This window comes from Microbacterium aurugineum (genome assembly GCF_023101205.1).
In the GTDB taxonomy this organism is placed as follows: Bacteria; Actinomycetota; Actinomycetes; order Actinomycetales; family Microbacteriaceae; genus Microbacterium; species Microbacterium aurugineum.
In genome coordinates, this window is record NZ_CP078078.1 from 2,626,660 (window position 1) to 2,643,471 (window position 16,812).

Here is a 16,812-nt window from a genome sequence, read left to right on the forward strand (position 1 = left end):
CGCATGGTCAAGCCCTCCCCGCGACTCGCCAAAGTCCGCGCCGTCTTCCCCTCCTCCTCCCGCGACGAGTCCCGCCGCATCGGCGAGATCCTGCGCAAGGAGACCGTCGGCGGCATCCTCCTCGTGTCGCTCGCCGCGATCGCGCTGCTCTGGGCGAACTCGCCCTGGGCGGAGTCGTACTTCGCCCTGCGCGACTTCGAGATCGGATACGAGCCCTGGCATCTGCGTCTGAGTCTCGGCGCCTGGGCCGCGGACGGCCTGCTCGCGATCTTCTTCTTCCTCGTCGGTCTCGAGCTCAAGCGGGAGTTCGTGGCCGGCGATCTGCGCAGGTTCAGCACCGCTGTGGTTCCGATCGTCGCTGCAGTGGGCGGCGTGATCGTGCCCGCGGTGATCTACCTCGCCGTGGTGGCAGGCTCGCCGGAAGCCGCACACGGGTGGGCGATCCCGACGGCGACCGACATCGCGTTCGCCGTCGCCGTGCTCGCCATCATCGGATCCCACCTGCCGAGCGCGCTGCGGATCTTCCTGCTCACCCTCGCGGTGGTCGACGACCTGATCGCGATCGGCATCATCGCGCTGTTCTACACCGAGACGATCGAGGTCCTCCCCCTCGTGCTCGCCCTGGTCGTGATCGCGGTCTACGGCGTGATCGCCCAGCGGTATCGCGACTTCTTCCACCTGCGCCCCACTGCGGCCTGGCTCATCCTCCTGCCGATCGGCCTGGTCGCCTGGGCACTGGTCCACGCGTCCGGCGTCCACGCGACGATCGCGGGCGTGCTGCTCGGCTTCACCATCCCGGTACTCCACAAGAAGGCCGACCGAGGGCCCGACTCGGGTCCTGGTCTCGCCGAGGTGTTCGAGCACCGCTTCCGTCCGTTGTCCGCAGGGTTCGCGGTACCGGTGTTCGCGTTCTTCTCCGCCGGCGTCGCGATCGGTGGAGGCGAAGGTTTCGTCTCGGCCTTCACGGACCCCGTCGTCGTCGGGATCGTCGTGGCCCTCGTGGTCGGAAAGCCCCTCGGCATCACGGCGGCGACCTGGATCATCACCAGGATCCGGCGCATCAACCTCGACCCCTCCTTGCGGTGGATGGACATCGTCGGTGTCGGCCTTCTCGCCGGGATCGGGTTCACGGTCTCCCTCCTGGTCGCGGAGCTGAGCTTCGCCGCCGGCAGCGAGCACCATGACCACGCCAAGGTCGCCATCCTCACGGCGTCCGTCGTCGCGGCCCTCGCCGCCTCGGTGCTGCTCGGCATCCGCAACCGCCGTTACCGCCGACTCGACGCTGCGGACGCTGAGTCCTGACCGTCGGAAGCCCGTGGCGTCACCGCGCCTCGGCCGTCTGCCACCACCACCAGGTCGCGGCGGCCGAGGCTGCTCCGATCGGCAGCGCGAGGAGCAATTGGAGCGGTGTGACCGCTTCGGCGAGACTCGCGCCGCCCAACCCGGACCACATGCCGGGAGCGGCATACGGGAACCACGCCCCGGCGCCCAGAGCAACAACGACCTGCGTGATCACGACCACGGCGAGCAGCGCGGAGATCGCGGGGAGATAGCCCCGGGCGGCGCTGGCGACCAGTGCCAGCGGCAGCGTGAGCACGACGGTGAGCGCTCCGACGACGGCGATCCGCCCCGCCCCGGCCGCGGCGTCCGCGTCGGGGACACCGAGTCCGATCAGCGCGCCGGCCACGAGGGTGAGCGTCGCGGCGACACAGGATACGAGGACGCCCCACACCATCGTGACGAGCATCTTGGCGGAAGCGAGGGCGCCGAGAGATGTCGGAGCGGCGAAGAGCGCCCCGAACGTGCGATCGGTGAACTCCCGTCCGAACACCCAGGCGACGACGACGCCGACCGCGAGCAGGGCGCCCACCGACATGATCTGCGCCGAGAAACCGGTGATGCCCGTCCACCCCACATCGGTGAGGAGTGCCGCAGCCTTGATCGCGAGCGCGCCGTCCGAGTCGGAACGCACCACGACGAGGAAACCCGCACTCATCGCGGGAACGAGGAGCGTGATGAGGACGGTCGCGACCCGTACCGTCGTCGCCCTGCGGAACTTGATCCATTCCACGGCGAGCGCAGCCCTCATCCTGCTCCTCCCCCGTCGACGCCGTCATGGACGGAGACCATGTCGAAGAACTGCCGTTCGATGTCGATTCCCTGTGGCGGGAGGGTTCCGATGAGCGACCCGCGGTGCATCACGCTGATGATGTCGGCGATGCGGGCCATCTCGTCGAGGTGATGGCTCGAGATCAGGATCGCGGCACCGCTCGCCGCGGCCTGCTGCAGCATCCTGCGGACGACGTGCACCCCTGCGGGGTCGAGACCGTTGGCCGGTTCATCGAGGATCAGCAGCCGGGGTCGATGTGCCAGCGCTCCGGCCAGCCCCAGGCGCTGCCTGTTCCCCAGCGACAGGGAGTGCGTTCTCCGATGCGCCCAATGTCCGAGTTCGAGTTGATCGATCATGGCCTGCGCGGCCGTCGGAGCATCCGCACGCGACACCCCGTGCAGTCGGGCCGCAGCGACGATCGTCTCCGTGACCGTGAGTTCGGCGTAGGTGAAGGGCGTCTCGATCATGTGACCGACGTGACGCCATTCCGGTCGCAGCAGCCTCTCCACCGGGACCAGGTCGTCCTCGCACCGGATACTCACCCGTCCGGCATCGAGGCGGATCATGTCCAGCATCGAGCGCATGAGCGTGGTCTTTCCCGCCCCGTTCAAGCCGACGAGCGCGTGGATGCTGCCGCCGTGCACGTCGAGGCTCACCCCGCGCAGCGCGACCTCGTCTCCGTACCGCTTGTGCACCTGCCGGGCGGCGATCATCACCGGCAGCGCTCTCGTCCCGGTCACGGCTTCGCCCCGGTGGCGAGCAGGCCGAGCGCATCGACGATCGTCGGGCCGAGGGGTGCATCGGACGCTTCCGACCCCCACTCCAGAAGCGCCGCCATCACCGCCCCCAGACAGGCGCCCGCGGCGACGACCGCTTCGCGTCTCGGCGTCCCCCGAGCGGTCAGGGCTTCGACGATGAGGGATTCCGTCTGCTGCGTGTTCTGCCAGGCCCTGGCACGCAGCCGCGGGTGACCCGCGATGATCGTCACTCGGGTGCGCGTCTCCTCCGGGGTCGCCGCCGGCACGGAATCCCACGCGCGCAACAGGCCTCTTCGCACCCGCTCCACGGAGGGCAGTTCGGCGGGTTGTGCCGCCACCGCCTCCGCGATGAACGGGTCATAGGGATCGTCGAGGATTGCGTCCTCCTTCGTCGGGAAGTGCCGGAAGAAGGTCATGTGCGACACTCCGACATCGCGAGCGATCTGCTCGACCGTGACGTCGTCGAAACCGTGCGCGGAGAACAATCGCAGGGCGGACGCCCGCAGGCGTTCGGCGGTGGCGGGGGTGCGGGCCATGCCAGTGATGTTAGTCACTAACACCACTGGCATGCAACCACCTCTTGCGCGTGACTGAACAACCGTTTAGCATCCTGACTATGCGTTCAGCAGCCGAGGATCTCACGACACGCGCCCGCATTCGCGACGCCGCGATATCGCGGTTCGGCCAGCAGGGTTTCGCGAGCACGAGCGTGCGACAGATCGCGCAGGATGCCGGCGTGAGCCCGGCGCTCATCCTCCACCACTTCGGCAGCAAGGAGGGGCTGAGGGAAGTGTGCGACGCCCACGTCGTGAACGAGTTCGTCGCCGAGCGCGACGGCATGACCGGCGCCGACGCCTCCCGGCTGATGCGCCGGGCCCTGGACTCGCTGGAGGAGCGCAACGCCGGTCTGGACTACCTCGCTCGGATGCTCGTCGACGACTCCGGCGCGTCCGATCGGCTCTTCGATACGTTCCTCTCCCGCACCAGGGAGATGCTGCGCGAGCAGATCGCCGAGGGGACGATGCGCCCACAATCCGACCTCGAAGCGACCGCCGTGTACATGACCCTCTACGGCCTCGGCCCCGTCATCCTGCGACGCCAACTCGCCCGCGCCTTCGGCGAGACCACGCTGACGACCTCCCTGCTGGAACGCTCGACGATCCCCGTCCTGGAGCTGTACACGCACGGCCTCTACGCCGACGACCGGCTGCTCGTCGCCGCCAAGGAAGCACTGTCCAGACGCAGCGGCCCTCGGTCCGACAAAGGAGAGAACGACCCGAATCAGGATCCGGATCCGCCGCGCTGACGCGAAGCCCGAACCCGATTCCTCTCCACCCATCCGAAAGGAGCAGGGAAATGACCCCTGCCATCGAACTGACCCGCCTCCGCAAGCGATACGGCCGGCACACGGCCGTCGACTCCCTGGATCTGAGCATCGAGACCGGCACCGTGTTCGGCCTGATCGGCCCCAACGGCGCAGGCAAGACCACGACGCTGCGCATGATCCTCGACATCATCCGCCCCACCGAGGGGACCATCCGGGTCCTGGGAGAAGACCCGCGCCGGGGAGGCCCTGCCCTTCGACGGCGCATCGGGTTCATCCCGGGTGAACTTCGACTCGACGGCCGAGCGACCGGACGGCGCATGCTGGACTTCTACGCCGAGGTGTCCGGACCCGTGAGGCCCGGCATGATCGGCGAGCTCGCGGACCGACTCGACCTCGATCTGAGCCGCCCGGTGCACGCACTCTCGAAGGGGAACAAGCAGAAGCTCGGTGTCGTCCAGGCCTTCATGCATGAGCCGCCGCTGCTGGTGCTGGACGAGCCGACCAGCGGACTCGATCCCCTCGTGCAGCGCGAGTTCCTCCACCTCATCACCGACGCGAGGGATCGGGGCCAGACCGTGCTGCTGAGCTCACACGTCCTCAGCGAGATCCAACAGACGGCCGATGTCGTCGCCGTCCTCAGCCAGGGGAAGGTCGTCGCGGAAGGCGACGTGGCGTCGTTGCGGCTGGGGGCCGTCCGTCGAGTGCGGGCCGGCCTCCTCGCGACGGACGAATCGACGATCCGCGAACAGCTCGGCGCGCTGCCGCAGGTCACGGATCTCGAGGTGCGCGGCGCGGCCGAGACCGTGCGGGTGAGCGCCACCGTCGAAGGCGACATCGATCCATTGGTGAAGGTGCTCGCCCATCACCGCGTCATCGACCTGGCGATCGAGGAACCAGACCTGGAGGAGTCCGTGCTGAGGCTCTACGGCGAACCCTCGCAGTCGGAGGAAGGTGGTCGCGATGCGTGATGCACTCCCCGTCTTCCGGCGCTCCCTCCGCGAGGACTGGCGCGGGACCCTGGGCTGGACCATCGGCGTCGCCGCCGTGCTGTTCATGTACCTGCCACTCTTCCCCAGCATCGGCGGCAACGGCCAGATGCAGCAGATCATCGACAGCCTCCCGCCCGAGCTGGTCGGAGCACTCGGCTACGACCAGATCGGCACCGGTGCGGGATACGCGCAGGGCACGTTCTACGGGCTCATCGGCTTCCTGCTGTTGACCATCGCCGCCACATCCTGGGGCGCGGGCGCCATCGCCGGCGCGGAGGAGTCCGGCCGACTCGAACTCGATCTCGCCCACGGGGTCGGGCGTGTGCGGTATGCACTGGAGTCCGCCGCCGCGATCCTGGTCAGGCTCGCCTGGTTGGGCGTCTTCGCCGGGGCGGTCGTCGCGCTGCTCAACGACTCCGCCGCACTCGACATCACGCCGATCCACATCATCGATGCCACGGTCGTCTTCGTCGGGCTCACCGCGCTGGCGGGGAGCACCGCGCTGTTCGTCGGCGCGCTGGTCGGTCGCCGCTCCTGGGCGGTGGCAGCGGGTGCGGGCATCGCGCTCGCCGGATACGCCTTCAACGCCATCGCCAACCAGGTCGAGGCGGTCGAATGGCTGCGCACGATCTCGCCCTACTCCTGGGCCTTCCACCAGCCTCCGCTCGCCGAGGGGCTCAGCCCGAGCGGGGCGATCGCCCTGTGGGCGCTGAGCCTCGCGTTCATCGCGGGGAGCGCCTGGGCGCTGCAGCGACGTGACGTGATCGGCTGAGTGGTGACGCGCCGATCTGCAGCACGGAGGGAGCGGCACAGCACCCACCCGCAGCAGCATCGAAATCACCGGATCCCCCGCACACTCCGGTGGCCGGGAGGACCAGTTCGTTGCGAGCCGCCGCCTCCTGATCGCCCGCGAGATGGGCGACGACGCTGCGCACCTGCTCGTATCCGGTCATCGCGAGGAAGGTCGGCGCCCGGCCGTAGGACTTCGCCCCGACGATGAAGAGCCCGGGTTCCGGGTGCGTGAGCTCTCTCGCACCGGTCGCCCCCACGGACCCGCAGGAGTGGATGTTCGGGTCGATCTCGGATGCGATGCCGGCGACGGCCTCGAGCGCCGGATCGAGATCGACCCGCACTTCTCGGAGGATCTCCGTATCGGGCCGGAACCCGGTGAGCGCGAACACGCGTCCGACCCCGCTGATCTCACGCCCGTCCTCGGCGAGGATCGTCAGATCGGACCCCTCCTGGCGGAACTCGGCGACACGGAATCCGGTGACGAGATCCACGGCCCCGTCATCGATCACCGTGCGCGCACGAGAGCCCAGCACGGCCCGCTCCGGCAGATCGTCTCCGGCGCCCCCTCCGAAGATGTTCGCGGTGCTCCCCCGGCGCAGCGCCCACGTCACCCGCGTGCCCGGGTTCCGTCGCGCCATCTCACTCAACCGGAGGACGGTGTGCGTGGCGGAGTGCCCTGATCCCACCACGACCACATGCGCGCCCGCGAGCTCCGAGACTTCCGCCGGGATGCGATACGAGATCAGTCGGCTCGACGCGGACTCCCCGATCGCGGGGAAGCCGTCGGCGCCTGCCGGATTGGGAAGCGCCCAGGTGCCGCTCGCGTCGATGACGGCACGAGCAAGAAGGCGGGATTCCCGGCCGTCGGCGTCGACGGTGTGCACCACGAACGGCTGACTCCGCCGCCCTCCGTCCACGACCTTGTCGCGGCCCTGCCGAGCGACTCCGGTGACGGTCGTCTCGTAGCGGATCCACTCATCGAGGACCTCTGCGAGAGGCGCGAGGTAGGCGCTGACCCACTCCGCGCCGGTGGGATATCCCGCGACGGGCGCGGTCCACCCGGTCGGCTCGAGCAGCCGACGGGCGGCGGCATCCGTGAGCTCCGGCCACGCCGAGAACAGGCGGACGTGTCGCCATTCGGAGACGGCGGCGGCAGGACCGCGCCCGCGCTCGACCACGATCACGTCCTGCTCGCGTTCGACGAGATGCGCCGCGGCGGCGAGCCCCTGCGGGCCCGCTCCGATGACGACGACGGGAAGCTCGGACATCACACTCTCCTCAAATCGAAAATCTTCAATATGGCGACTGTCGCGTATCTATCGAAGATTGTCAATACGTGGCACAATGGATTCGTGACCCTGCCGACGACGATCGAAGCGCCCTCGTGCTGCGTCCCTCCGCTCACTCCTTCGGTGAGCGTCGAGGACGCGGAGCGCATCGCGCGGGTCTTCAAGGCACTGGGCGATCCCACGCGGGTCCGACTGCTGTCCCTCATCGCCGCCGGACCCGACGGCGAAGCCTGCATCTGCGACCTCACCGAACCCGTGGGCCTCTCCCAGGGAACGGTCTCCCATCACATGAAACTCCTGACGGAGGCCGGCCTGGTCACTCGTGAACAGCGGGGGAAGTGGGCGTACTTCGCGCTCGACACGAACGTGATGGCGGCCGCGGCCGACGCCCTTCGCGCCGTCTGAGCGCGCACACCGGCAGACGCCACGGATCCTCGCGGCTAACGACCGGCTCCCTCCGTCCGACAGTCACCCCCGACAGCCCAGGACGGGCCGTCGGGTCCGTGTTCCCCGGAACGCGGACGGATCTTTCCAGGATGGAGCCCATGATCGTCCTCACGCGCCTGAACCGTTCGCGGTTCGCGGTGAATCCCGACCTGATCGAACGTGTCCAGGCCACGCCGGACACGACGCTCATCATGGTCGACGGCGCGACCTTCGTCGTCACCGAGACGATGGACGACGTGATCGCTCAGATCACCCGGTTCCGCGCCGGAGTGCTCGCGACCGCCGCCACCCTGATCGCCGCGGAGGAGAAGAATCCCGCGATCGCCGCCGACACCGAGGCGGGCCTCTGATGGATCCGTCCCTCATCCTCGGCCTGGTCCTCGCCTTCGGCGCACTGGTCGCCATGATCAACATCGAAGGCGCGACCGTCGGCTCCCTGCTGCTGCCGGCCCCGATGGTGCTGGTGTTCGGCGCGACCATCGCGGTCGGCCTCGCGAGCGGCACCCTGCGCGACGCCTTGCACGCACTCAAGTCCCTCCCCCGGGCGTTCCGCGGGGAACGCCGCACCGCCGCGAGCACGATCGACACGGTCGTCGGATACGCCGAGAAGGCGCGCGCGGAAGGTCTGCTCGCCCTCGAGCAGGGTCTGGACGAGGAGAAGGACCCGTTCCTCCGCCAGGCGCTGCAGAGCATCGCCGACGGCACGGATGCCGAAGACCTGCGGACCCTGCTGGAAGACGAACTCACCTCGACCGCCGCCCGCAACCGCACCGCCTCGCGCTTCTACATGACCCTCGGTGGCTTCGCGCCGACCGTCGGCATCATCGGCACCGTCGTCTCGCTGACCCACGTGCTCGAGAAGCTCGACAAGCCGGACACGCTCGGCCCGATGATCGCCGCCGCGTTCGTCGCGACACTGTGGGGGCTGCTGTCCGCGAACTTCATCTGGCTCCCCATCGGCGGACGGCTCCAGCGCCTCGGCGAACTCGAGCTGGAACGCATGACCGTGCTCATGGAGGGGATGCTCGCGATCCAGGCCGGCGCCCCGCCGCAGTTCGTCGGAGAACGCCTGCGTGCACTCGTCGCCGAACGCCCCTCGGCGCGATCCGCCCGGTCGCGCACCCGCACTCGCGCCGCGGAGGAGACGGAGCCCGCCCCATGAGCGTGCGCGCCCGCCGTCGGGTGCCGCAGGAGGAGCACAGCGGACCGGACGAGCGCTGGATGGCCTCGTACCTCGACATGGTCACCGTGCTCATGTGCATGTTCATCGTGCTGTTCGCGATGTCGACCGTCGACCAGGAGAAGTTCGAGGCCCTCAGCGCTTCCCTCGCGACCGGCTTCGGTCAGGAACCATCGGACGACGTGGATGCGGTCACGGGTGTCGTGGTCCCTCCGGAACTGGTCGACGAAGACGGCGACGACTTCGCCGATCTCGACCTGGCCGCCGCACAGACCGAGTTCAGCGAACTCTCCGCTCTCCGGGAGAAGCTGCGGCGGGTGCTCGCGGACAACGGTCTCGAGGCCGACGTCACCTTCACGATCGACGAGCGCGGGCTCACGATCGGTCTCGTCAGTGCGGAGACCTTCTTCACCACGAACAGCACCGCACTCAGCCCCACCGCCGTGCTGGTCCTCGACGCGCTCGGCTCGGTGCTGGTCACCGCACCGAACGAGATCTCCGTCGAGGGTCATGCCGACGTGCGTGGTTCCGTCGCTCCCTACCCCACCAACTGGGAGCTGTCGGCCGGACGATCCACCCAGGTGCTGCGGCACCTGGTCGAGTCGTCGGGGCTGCCGCCGAGCCACCTGAAGTCGGTCGGGTTCGGTGATACGCGGCCGATCGCCGCCGGCAACAGCAGCGAGGCTCTGGCCCAGAACCGACGGGTCGACATCGTCGTCCTGTCCGATGCGAACGAGGAGGTGCGTGCGCTCCTTCCCGAAGCGCAGGCGGCGCAGCCGTCCTCCTGACCCCCTCCTCTCCTAACGCACGCAGGTCACCGCCCGATAGTCGGGTTCGTGGTGATCCAGGACAGCGTGCGCTCCGAAGCGCGCGCAGCGACGGCGACGAAGACCGCCGAAGTCGAGGTGTACGACTTCGGCCGTTCGGCGACCCTTTCGCGCGAGCACACCCGCACCCTGGAACTGGCCTTCGAGACGTTCTCCCGGCAGTGGTCGACCCAGCTCTCGGCGAAGATCCACGTCCGCGCCACCATCGCCGTCGAGCATGTCGGCATGCTGACGTACGGCGAGTACGCGCAGTCGCTCCCGACCACGACCACCATGATCGTGTGCGCGCTGCCCGACTCGGACGAACGCCTCATCGTGCAGCTGCCGACCTCCGCCGCCACGACCTGGATCGTGCAGATGGTCGGCGGACGCTCGTCCAGCGCCTCGGAAGACCGCACCTTCACCCCGATCGAGCAGGCGTTGATCCGCTCCCTGATCGTCGATGCCCTCGATCACCTCACCGGTGCCCTGGACGGGTTGCTGCCCGCCGGGATCACGGTGAGCGGCATCCAGTACAGCTCCCAGTTCGCGCAGGTCGCGGCCTCGGGGGAACCGGTGATCGTCGCGCGGTTCTCGATGCGACTGGCCGGTCGGGCGGTCCCGGCGAGCGTCATGCTGCCCGCCTCGGTCCTCGCCGGTTTCACGGTGCGCACCTCGGACGCGGATCGCTCGGCTGCGCCGGACCTGGTCCGCCGTCAGGTCGAGGTTTCCCCCGTCGAGGTGGCGCTCCGGCTCGCCCCGCGTGCCGTGCTGCCCCGCGAGGTGCTCGATCTCGCCGTCGGAGACATCGTCTCCTTCCCGCACTCCGCCGATCGACCGATGATCCTCGCGGTGGGCGATCAGACCGTCGCCACCGCGGCCGTGGGCAGCGCCGGGGCGCGTCTGGCCTGCGTCGTCGCCACCACCATCCCCGATCCCGCCATCGCCGAGGAGCCCGCGTGACCAGCACCACCACCTATGAGTCCGCCGTCGCCGCCGCTTTCGCGGCGAAGCTGCCGACCGCCGCGGCGACCTCCGCGCGTGCCTCCCAGGTGTCGGGAGACACCGGCGACGCCGTGATCGTCCCGTTCGTGGGCGAGGCCAGCGCGCAGCTGGCGGTGCAGGTGTTCGACCCCGATGCCCTGGTCGACGGCCTCGGCGGTGCGCCTCTGAGCGATCGGCTGCGCGATGCCCTCGAAGCCGCAGCGAGCGCGCTGGGGGCCGGCGCCCTCGGTGACGCCACGATCGGCGACGCCTCCGCTCTGTTCGCCGACCCCGCCGCACAGCTCTTCGACCTGCAGGACGACACCGACCGGACGATCGGACGCCTCGCCGTGATCGTCACGCGCGCGCCGGCCGGCACCGCGAGCTCTTCCCGCCGGTTGCACCGCATCGCCGGCGTCGAGATGGAGCTGACGGTCGAGATCGGCCGCACCAGGATGGCCGTGCGCGACGTGCTCGGCCTCGAGCCGGGACGCATCGTCGAACTCGACCGCTCCGCCGGTGCACCCGCCGACGTCAAGCTCAACGGCCGGGTCATCGCGCACGGTGAGGTCGTCGTCGTCGACCAGGACTATGCGGTGCGGATCACCCGCATCCTCGAGAACGTCGAGGCCTGACCCTGGACGACCTCCTGCTCGCGCTGCGGGTCGCGCTCTCCCTCGCAGCGGTGCTCGGGCTGCTCTGGTTCCTGCAGCGCCGGGTCTCGCGCACCGCCGCGCGGCGACGCGACGGTGAGGTCATCACGGTGCTGGGCCGCCAGGGAGTGGGCCCGAAGGCGCAGATCGTCGTGGTCCAGACCGAAGACGCCCGCTACGTGCTGGGCGTCACCGAACACGGCGTCAACGTGGTGGACCGTCTGCCCGTCAAGCCCGCGGCCCTGCCCGACGATCCGGCGACACCGGTGTGGTCGGCCGCGACGTCCGAAGCGGCCTCCGACGCGGCCGAGTTCGACCGCATCCTCGCCGCGACCGCGCGCACCGAGGACACGACCTCCGCCGTCGCGGCGCAGGTGCCGCAGCGACGCGTGCGCCACCGGAACGATCCGCTGCGCGGTTCCATCCTCTCCCCCGAAACCTGGCGGCAGACCGCCGAGGCCATCCGGCGCACGCGATGAGCATGCCCGGTGGGGCCGCCGACGGCCGCGCGCTGCGACGGGTCGCGCTGCTCCTCGCCGTCGCCTTCGCTCTGGTGCTCGTGCTGACACTGGCCACCGGCAGCCCGGCACACGCGGCCGTGACCCCCGACGATCCCGGCGACGGCGTCACGATCGACATCAACGGTGTCGACGGCTCCCCCTCGGGCTCGATCCTGACGCTGCTCGGCATCACCCTGCTCTCGGTGGCGCCCGCGCTGCTGTTGATGATGTCGTCGTTCACGAAGATCTTCGTCGTGCTCGCGATGACACGCAACGCCCTGTCCCTGCCCACGATCCCCCCGAACCAGGTGCTGGCAGGACTGTCGCTGTTCCTGTCGCTGTTCATCATGTGGCCGGTGCTGACCGAGATCAACACCGTCGCGGTGCAGCCGTACATCGACGGCACGTACACGTTCGCCCAGGCCATCGACGTCGGCCAACTGCCGCTGCAGGAGTGGATGCTGCGGTTCACGCGCGAGGAGGACCTCGCGCTCATGACGCGGATGGCGGGTCAGCCCAACCCGGAGGACCCGACGAGCGTGCCGATGTACACGCTCATCCCGGCGTTCATGATCTCCGAACTGCGCGCCGCGTTCATCATCGGCTTCGTCATCTTCGTGCCGTTCCTGGTGATCGACCTCGTGGTCGCCGCGGCTCTCATGTCGATGGGCATGATGATGCTGCCGCCCGTCATGATCTCGCTGCCGTTCAAGATCCTGCTGTTCATCCTGGTCGACGGATGGGGGCTCATCATCCGTGCCCTCCTGGAGAGCTATGGAGGTGTCGGATGAGTCCCGAAGCCGTGATCGACATCGGCACCCAGGGGCTGATCATCGCCGCGAAGCTCGCCGCTCCGGTCCTGGTCACCGCCCTCGTGGTGGGTTTCGCGATCTCGCTGCTGCAGTCCATCACCCAGGTGCAGGAGGTGACGCTGTCGTTCGTGCCGAAGATCGTGGCGGTCGGGATCGCCCTGCTGATCGCCGGGAACTGGATGATCGCGGAGATGATCGCGTTCACCACCGAGATGTTCGCCCGCATCCCCTCGCTCCTGAGCGGATGACGCGGTGTTCATCCCCATCGACTTCGCGTGGCTGGAGGCGACGATGCTCGCCGCAGTCCGCATCACCGCGTTCATCATGATCGCCCCGCCCTTCTCGTACGGCGCGATCCCGGTGCGGGTGAAGGCGATGCTCGCGATCGGTCTCTCGCTCGCCGTCGGCACGGCCGTCTCCCCCGGATACGAGAACCTCGACACCGGACCCTTCCTGGGCGCCCTGGTGCTGCAGCTGGTCACCGGTGCGCTTCTGGGCTTCCTGGTGCTGCTGTGCTTCTCGGCACTCCAGGCCGCCGGCAGCCTGATCGACGTGTTCGGCGGGTTCCAGCTCGCTCAGGCGTTCGACCCGCACTCCCTCGTGAACGGCGCGCAGTTCACGCGCCTCTTCCACCTGACCGCGCTCACGCTGCTGTTCGCATCGGGGGGCTATCAGTTGATCCTCGCGGGACTCGCGCGCAGTTTCGACGCCGTTCCGCTCGACGGCGTGTTCGAGGTGTCCGGTCCCGCGGAGCTGCTGGTCGACGGCGTCTCGCAGATGGTGCTGGCCGCCGTGCAGATCGCCGGGCCGCTCGTCCTCGTGCTCTTCCTGGCCGACGTCGGGCTCGGCCTCATCACGCGTGTGGCCCCGGCCCTCAACGCCTTCGCGATGGGCTTCCCGGTGAAGATCCTGCTGACCCTCCTGCTGGCCGGAGCGGTCTACGCGGTCCTCCCCGGCATTGTGGACGCCCTCGCCGTGCAGGCCCTCAAGATGATGCAGGGGGTGCAGGAATGAGCGGCACAGACAGCGGCGAGCGCAGTGAGAAGGCGACCGACAAGCACCTGCGCGAAGCCCGCAAGAAGGGGCGGCTGTCGCGTAGCCAGGATCTCACCGCGTGGCTGGGCATCGGCGCCGCGGCCGTCACCATGCCCGCTGCCATCGCCCTCGGGGCATCGGCCGGCACCGAGCAGCTGCTCACGCTGACCTCGCTGGTCGACGCTCCGACGCCGGAAGCGGCACTCACCGCCCTCGGTCGCGGCCTCGCCTCCGTGCTGCCCACGCTCGCCGTGATGCTGGCCGCGGTCGCGATCGTCACGCTGATCGGTGCGGTGATCCAGGGCGGGGTGCACCTGAAGCCGCTGACCGGACGCTTCGAGCAGTTCAACGTCGTCACCGGGATCCGCCGCGTCTTCGGCATGCAGGCCCTCTGGGAGGGCGCCAAGGCGCTCCTGAAGACCGCGGCCATCGGCATCGCGCTGTGGTTCGTGATCGCGAGCCTGATGCCCGTGCTGACCGCCAGCGGCGCACACTCGATCTCGCGGCTGCTCGGCACCGCGAGCGAGGGGACGGCCGCCCTCCTGCAGACCGCCATCGCCGTCGGACTGGTACTGGCCGCGATCGACATGTTCGTCGTGATGCGACGCAACCGCAAGCACACCCGCATGACCAAGCGTGAGGTGCGCGACGAGAACAAGAACTCCGAGGGCGACCCCCTGATCCGTCAGCAGCGGCGTTCCCGACAGCTGGCCATCAGCCGCAACCGCATGATCTCCGCGGTCGCGGGATCCGACGTGGTCCTCGTCAATCCCACGCACATCGCCGTCGCGCTCCGATACGAGGTCGGACGCGCCGCACCCAAGGTCGTCGCGAAGGGCAGCGGCGTCGTCGCGGAGCGCATTCGCGAGGAAGCGACACGGACCGGTGTCCCGATGGTACGTGAGGTCTCGCTCGCTCGTGCCCTGCACGCCGCATGCGAACTGGGCCAGGAGATCCCCGAGGACCTGTACAACGCCGTCGCCCGCGTACTCGTGTTCGTCGACGCCCTGCGGCGGCGCGGGGCCGCGCGCGGCATCCATTCCCTTCCCTATCGGAGGACCGTATGAGACAGCTCTTCCTCAAGCTCATGGTGCCCGTCGGCGTCGTCGGCATCATCATGCTGCTCGTCGTCCCGGTGCCACCGTTCCTGCTCGACATCCTGATCATCCTGAACATCATGTTCGCGCTCGTGATCCTGCTCACGTCGATGTTCGTGAAGAAGCCCCTCGACTTCTCGGTGTTCCCCTCGCTGCTGCTCGTGGCGACGCTGTTCCGGCTGGGTCTCAACGTCGCCTCCACGCGTCTGGTGCTCGGGGAGGCCTACGCCGGACAGGTCATCGAGGCGTTCGGTGCGATCGCCGTCGGCGGCTCGCTCATCATCGGCGCCGTCGTCTTCCTGATCCTCGTCGTCATCCAGTTCGTGGTGGTGACCAAGGGCGCGGAGCGCGTCGCGGAGGTCGGGGCGAGGTTCACCCTCGACGCCATGCCCGGCAAGCAGATGGCGATCGACGCCGACCTCAATGCGGGACTCATCACCGACGCGGAAGCCCGGGAGCGTCGCGCCGAGGTCGCCGCCGAGGCCGACTTCTACGGCGCCATGGACGGTGCCTCCAAGTTCGTCAAGGGCGACGCGATCGCCGGACTCGTCATCATCATCATCAACGTGGTCGGCGGCATCGCGATCGGGATCGTCCAGCACGGCATGACGATCGACGGGGCCGTGAGCACGTACAGCCTCCTCACCATCGGCGACGGACTCGTCACGCAGATCCCGGCGCTGCTGATGGCGGTGTCCACCGGCATGATCGTGACCCGTTCGACGGCGGAAGCCGAGATGGGCAGCGCCGCGTCCGCACAGCTCGGTCAGTCCCGCAATGCGCTCATCATCGCCGGTTGCGCCGCGATCATCATGTCGCTCATCCCGCACATGCCGATGCTGCCGTTCGTGGCGATCGGCGCTCTTCTGCTGCTGATCGCGCAGCGCATCAAGGCGACGCAGAAGCGTGACGAAGCCATCGCCGCGCAGACGACGACGCCGGCCCCCGCGGATCAGCCGGAGGAGCTGATCGAGAAGATGCGCGTGCACCCGCTCGAGATCCTGCTCTCCCCCGACATCGTCGATCTGGTCACCGGAGGACCCGATGACCTCCTCGCGCGCGTGAAGGCACTGCGACGGCGGATCGCCCTCGATCTGGGACTCATCGCGCCGCCGGTGCGCACCCGGGACAGCATCGAGCTGCCCCAGTCCACCTATGTCATCCGCATCGCCGGGGTCGAGACCGGGAGGGGCACCGCTCCGGCCGGCTCCGTCCTCGCGCTCGGGCAGGGCCTGGAGTCCCTCCCCGGCGCCGCGACGCTCGACCCGGTGTTCGGGCTCGAGGGCAAGTGGATCCCCCTCGAGATGCGCCACAGCGCCGAGTTCTCCGGAGCGACCGTGGTCGACAGGGCGAGCGTGATCATCACGCACCTCTCCAGCGTGATCCACGCCCACGCCGCGCGGCTGCTCAGCCGGGAAGACGTGCGCCAGCTCACGGACGCGCTCAAACAGGCCTCCCCCGCCGCGGTCGAGGAGCTCACCCCGGCATTGCTGTCGCTCGCCGAGGTGCAGCGCGTGCTCCAGGGACTCCTCGCCGAGCGGGTCCCGATCAACGACCTCAGCCGCATCTACGAAGCACTCGCGCTGCGGGCGAGGGTCGCCACCGATCCGGAGGGCCTGATCGAAGCCGCACGGGCTGCTCTCGGCCCGGCGATCGCGGCGCGGTTCGCGGATGGCGGCGTCCTACGGGTGGTGATGATCAATCCGCTTCTCGAGCAGGCGATGCTCGAGAGCCTGCGTACGAGCGACGAGGGCACTCAGATCGTGTTCGACCCGCAGCGGATGGAGGCCGTCGTGGAGTCGGTGAAGCAGGCGGTCACCTCGGTGCGCGAGGGGGGCGAACCGGTCCTGGTGTGTGCCCCGTCGCTGCGTCCGGCGGTGCGTCGGCTCGTGTCCGCACAGACCGACGGGCTGCCGGTGCTCTCGTACACCGAGGCGACCTCCGCCGCGCTCACGATCGAGACCGTCGGCGTCGTCCGAGATGCCCCCGCGCCCTCGCCCGCGGTCGGAGCCGTCTCGGCGGCAGTAGGCTGA

Annotated in this window: 20 protein-coding genes; 16 read left to right on the plus strand and 4 right to left on the minus strand. The window is 69.2% G+C overall.

The features are described from left to right. Nucleotides 1-3 precede the first annotated feature (3 nt). A complete protein-coding gene (nhaA, locus tag KV397_RS12610; RefSeq protein WP_131491846.1) occupies nucleotides 4-1,302 on the plus strand; it encodes a Na+/H+ antiporter NhaA in 1,299 nt (432 codons plus the stop codon). A 19-nt stretch (nucleotides 1,303-1,321) separates the two neighbouring features. Here the strand turns inward: nhaA and KV397_RS12615 are convergent, their stop codons facing one another. The 3 genes from KV397_RS12615 to KV397_RS12625 are packed head-to-tail and all read right to left on the minus strand — an operon-like array spanning nucleotide 1,322 to nucleotide 3,404. Further along, nucleotides 1,322-2,089, minus strand: a complete 768-nt coding sequence (locus tag KV397_RS12615; RefSeq protein ID WP_261811405.1) for an ABC transporter permease — start codon at nucleotides 2,087-2,089, stop codon at nucleotides 1,322-1,324. After that, entirely contained in the window at nucleotides 2,086-2,850 is a 765-nt protein-coding gene (locus tag KV397_RS12620; RefSeq protein ID WP_261811406.1) for an ABC transporter ATP-binding protein, read from the minus strand. Before KV397_RS12620 ends, KV397_RS12615 begins: the two co-directional genes overlap by 4 nt. After that, nucleotides 2,847-3,404 carry a TetR/AcrR family transcriptional regulator gene (locus KV397_RS12625; RefSeq protein WP_261811407.1) on the minus strand — a complete coding sequence of 186 codons (558 nt, stop codon included), beginning with the start codon at nucleotides 3,402-3,404 and terminating at the stop codon, nucleotides 2,847-2,849. The genes KV397_RS12620 and KV397_RS12625 overlap by 4 nt, the downstream gene beginning before the upstream one ends. 80 nt (nucleotides 3,405-3,484) lie before the next feature. Here KV397_RS12625 and KV397_RS12630 point away from each other — a divergent pair, with 80 nt between their 5' ends. The 3 genes from KV397_RS12630 to KV397_RS12640 are packed head-to-tail and all read left to right on the plus strand — an operon-like array spanning nucleotide 3,485 to nucleotide 5,956. Next, nucleotides 3,485-4,174 (plus strand): TetR family transcriptional regulator, encoded by a 690-nt coding sequence (locus KV397_RS12630; RefSeq protein ID WP_261811408.1) that lies wholly within the window; start codon nucleotides 3,485-3,487, stop codon nucleotides 4,172-4,174. A gap of 50 nt (nucleotides 4,175-4,224) precedes the next feature. Further along, the gene (locus KV397_RS12635) at nucleotides 4,225-5,163 is read left to right on the plus strand and encodes an ABC transporter ATP-binding protein (protein WP_261811409.1); all 939 of its coding nucleotides are present in this window, start codon (nucleotides 4,225-4,227) and stop codon (nucleotides 5,161-5,163) included. Beyond that, nucleotides 5,156-5,956, plus strand: a complete 801-nt coding sequence (locus KV397_RS12640; RefSeq protein WP_261811410.1) for an ABC transporter permease — start codon at nucleotides 5,156-5,158, stop codon at nucleotides 5,954-5,956. The genes KV397_RS12635 and KV397_RS12640 overlap by 8 nt, the downstream gene beginning before the upstream one ends. Here the strand turns inward: KV397_RS12640 and KV397_RS12645 are convergent. After that, nucleotides 5,907-7,244, minus strand: a complete 1,338-nt coding sequence (locus tag KV397_RS12645) for an FAD-dependent oxidoreductase (RefSeq protein WP_261811411.1) — start codon at nucleotides 7,242-7,244, stop codon at nucleotides 5,907-5,909. The two genes, KV397_RS12640 and KV397_RS12645, sit on opposite strands and share 50 nt — an antisense overlap. Nucleotides 7,245-7,328: 84 nt before the next feature. Between KV397_RS12645 and KV397_RS12650 the strand changes: the two genes are divergently transcribed. The 12 genes from KV397_RS12650 (at nucleotide 7,329) to KV397_RS12705 (ending at nucleotide 16,812) form a co-directional block, all read left to right on the plus strand. Continuing rightward, entirely contained in the window at nucleotides 7,329-7,670 is a 342-nt protein-coding gene (locus KV397_RS12650; RefSeq protein ID WP_261811412.1) for an ArsR/SmtB family transcription factor, read from the plus strand. A gap of 140 nt (nucleotides 7,671-7,810) precedes the next feature. Further along, nucleotides 7,811-8,062, plus strand: a complete 252-nt coding sequence (locus KV397_RS12655; RefSeq protein ID WP_134353121.1) for a flagellar FlbD family protein — start codon at nucleotides 7,811-7,813, stop codon at nucleotides 8,060-8,062. After that, the gene (locus KV397_RS12660; protein WP_131491838.1) at nucleotides 8,062-8,874 is read left to right on the plus strand and encodes a motility protein A; all 813 of its coding nucleotides are present in this window, start codon (nucleotides 8,062-8,064) and stop codon (nucleotides 8,872-8,874) included. Before KV397_RS12655 ends, KV397_RS12660 begins: the two co-directional genes overlap by 1 nt. Next, the gene (locus tag KV397_RS12665) at nucleotides 8,871-9,680 is read left to right on the plus strand and encodes an OmpA/MotB family protein (protein WP_261811413.1); all 810 of its coding nucleotides are present in this window, start codon (nucleotides 8,871-8,873) and stop codon (nucleotides 9,678-9,680) included. Before KV397_RS12660 ends, KV397_RS12665 begins: the two co-directional genes overlap by 4 nt. 48 nt (nucleotides 9,681-9,728) lie before the next feature. Then, nucleotides 9,729-10,661: a flagellar motor switch protein FliM gene (locus tag KV397_RS12670; protein ID WP_134353120.1), complete on the plus strand. Its 933-nt coding sequence runs from the start codon at nucleotides 9,729-9,731 to the stop codon at nucleotides 10,659-10,661. Next, nucleotides 10,658-11,317, plus strand: a complete 660-nt coding sequence (gene fliN, locus KV397_RS12675; RefSeq protein ID WP_047524792.1) for a flagellar motor switch protein FliN — start codon at nucleotides 10,658-10,660, stop codon at nucleotides 11,315-11,317. The genes KV397_RS12670 and fliN overlap by 4 nt, the downstream gene beginning before the upstream one ends. 23 nt (nucleotides 11,318-11,340) lie before the next feature. Then, nucleotides 11,341-11,814, plus strand: coding sequence for a flagellar biosynthetic protein FliO (gene fliO, locus KV397_RS12680; RefSeq protein ID WP_261812675.1), 474 nt, complete (start codon nucleotides 11,341-11,343; stop codon nucleotides 11,812-11,814). After that, nucleotides 11,811-12,626, plus strand: a complete 816-nt coding sequence (gene fliP, locus KV397_RS12685; protein ID WP_047524788.1) for a flagellar type III secretion system pore protein FliP — start codon at nucleotides 11,811-11,813, stop codon at nucleotides 12,624-12,626. The genes fliO and fliP overlap by 4 nt, the downstream gene beginning before the upstream one ends. Beyond that, nucleotides 12,623-12,895 (plus strand): flagellar biosynthesis protein FliQ, encoded by a 273-nt coding sequence (gene fliQ, locus KV397_RS12690; RefSeq protein WP_047524786.1) that lies wholly within the window; start codon nucleotides 12,623-12,625, stop codon nucleotides 12,893-12,895. The genes fliP and fliQ overlap by 4 nt, the downstream gene beginning before the upstream one ends. A gap of 4 nt (nucleotides 12,896-12,899) precedes the next feature. Beyond that, nucleotides 12,900-13,661 (plus strand): flagellar biosynthetic protein FliR, encoded by a 762-nt coding sequence (locus KV397_RS12695; protein WP_047524783.1) that lies wholly within the window; start codon nucleotides 12,900-12,902, stop codon nucleotides 13,659-13,661. After that, nucleotides 13,658-14,749 carry an EscU/YscU/HrcU family type III secretion system export apparatus switch protein gene (locus KV397_RS12700; RefSeq protein WP_131491834.1) on the plus strand — a complete coding sequence of 364 codons (1,092 nt, stop codon included), beginning with the start codon at nucleotides 13,658-13,660 and terminating at the stop codon, nucleotides 14,747-14,749. Before KV397_RS12695 ends, KV397_RS12700 begins: the two co-directional genes overlap by 4 nt. After that, on the plus strand, nucleotides 14,746-16,812 hold the full coding sequence (locus tag KV397_RS12705; RefSeq protein ID WP_261811414.1) for a flagellar biosynthesis protein FlhA: 2,067 nt from the start codon (nucleotides 14,746-14,748) through the stop codon (nucleotides 16,810-16,812). The genes KV397_RS12700 and KV397_RS12705 overlap by 4 nt, the downstream gene beginning before the upstream one ends.

Coding starts and splice junctions, on each gene's coding strand:
- nhaA (WP_131491846.1), top strand. CDS start 4: ATGGTCAAGCCCTCCCCGCGACTCGCCAAAGTCCGCGCCGTCTTCCCC.
- KV397_RS12615 (WP_261811405.1), bottom strand. CDS start 2,089: ATGAGGGCTGCGCTCGCCGTGGAATGGATCAAGTTCCGCAGGGCGACG.
- KV397_RS12625 (WP_261811407.1), bottom strand. CDS start 3,404: ATGGCCCGCACCCCCGCCACCGCCGAACGCCTGCGGGCGTCCGCCCTG.
- KV397_RS12630 (WP_261811408.1), top strand. CDS start 3,485: ATGCGTTCAGCAGCCGAGGATCTCACGACACGCGCCCGCATTCGCGAC.
- KV397_RS12635 (WP_261811409.1), top strand. CDS start 4,225: ATGACCCCTGCCATCGAACTGACCCGCCTCCGCAAGCGATACGGCCGG.
- KV397_RS12640 (WP_261811410.1), top strand. CDS start 5,156: ATGCGTGATGCACTCCCCGTCTTCCGGCGCTCCCTCCGCGAGGACTGG.
- KV397_RS12645 (WP_261811411.1), bottom strand. CDS start 7,244: ATGTCCGAGCTTCCCGTCGTCGTCATCGGAGCGGGCCCGCAGGGGCTC.
- KV397_RS12655 (WP_134353121.1), top strand. CDS start 7,811: ATGATCGTCCTCACGCGCCTGAACCGTTCGCGGTTCGCGGTGAATCCC.
- KV397_RS12660 (WP_131491838.1), top strand. CDS start 8,062: ATGGATCCGTCCCTCATCCTCGGCCTGGTCCTCGCCTTCGGCGCACTG.
- KV397_RS12665 (WP_261811413.1), top strand. CDS start 8,871: ATGAGCGTGCGCGCCCGCCGTCGGGTGCCGCAGGAGGAGCACAGCGGA.
- fliP (WP_047524788.1), top strand. CDS start 11,811: ATGAGCATGCCCGGTGGGGCCGCCGACGGCCGCGCGCTGCGACGGGTC.
- fliQ (WP_047524786.1), top strand. CDS start 12,623: ATGAGTCCCGAAGCCGTGATCGACATCGGCACCCAGGGGCTGATCATC.
- KV397_RS12700 (WP_131491834.1), top strand. CDS start 13,658: ATGAGCGGCACAGACAGCGGCGAGCGCAGTGAGAAGGCGACCGACAAG.
- KV397_RS12705 (WP_261811414.1), top strand. CDS start 14,746: ATGAGACAGCTCTTCCTCAAGCTCATGGTGCCCGTCGGCGTCGTCGGC.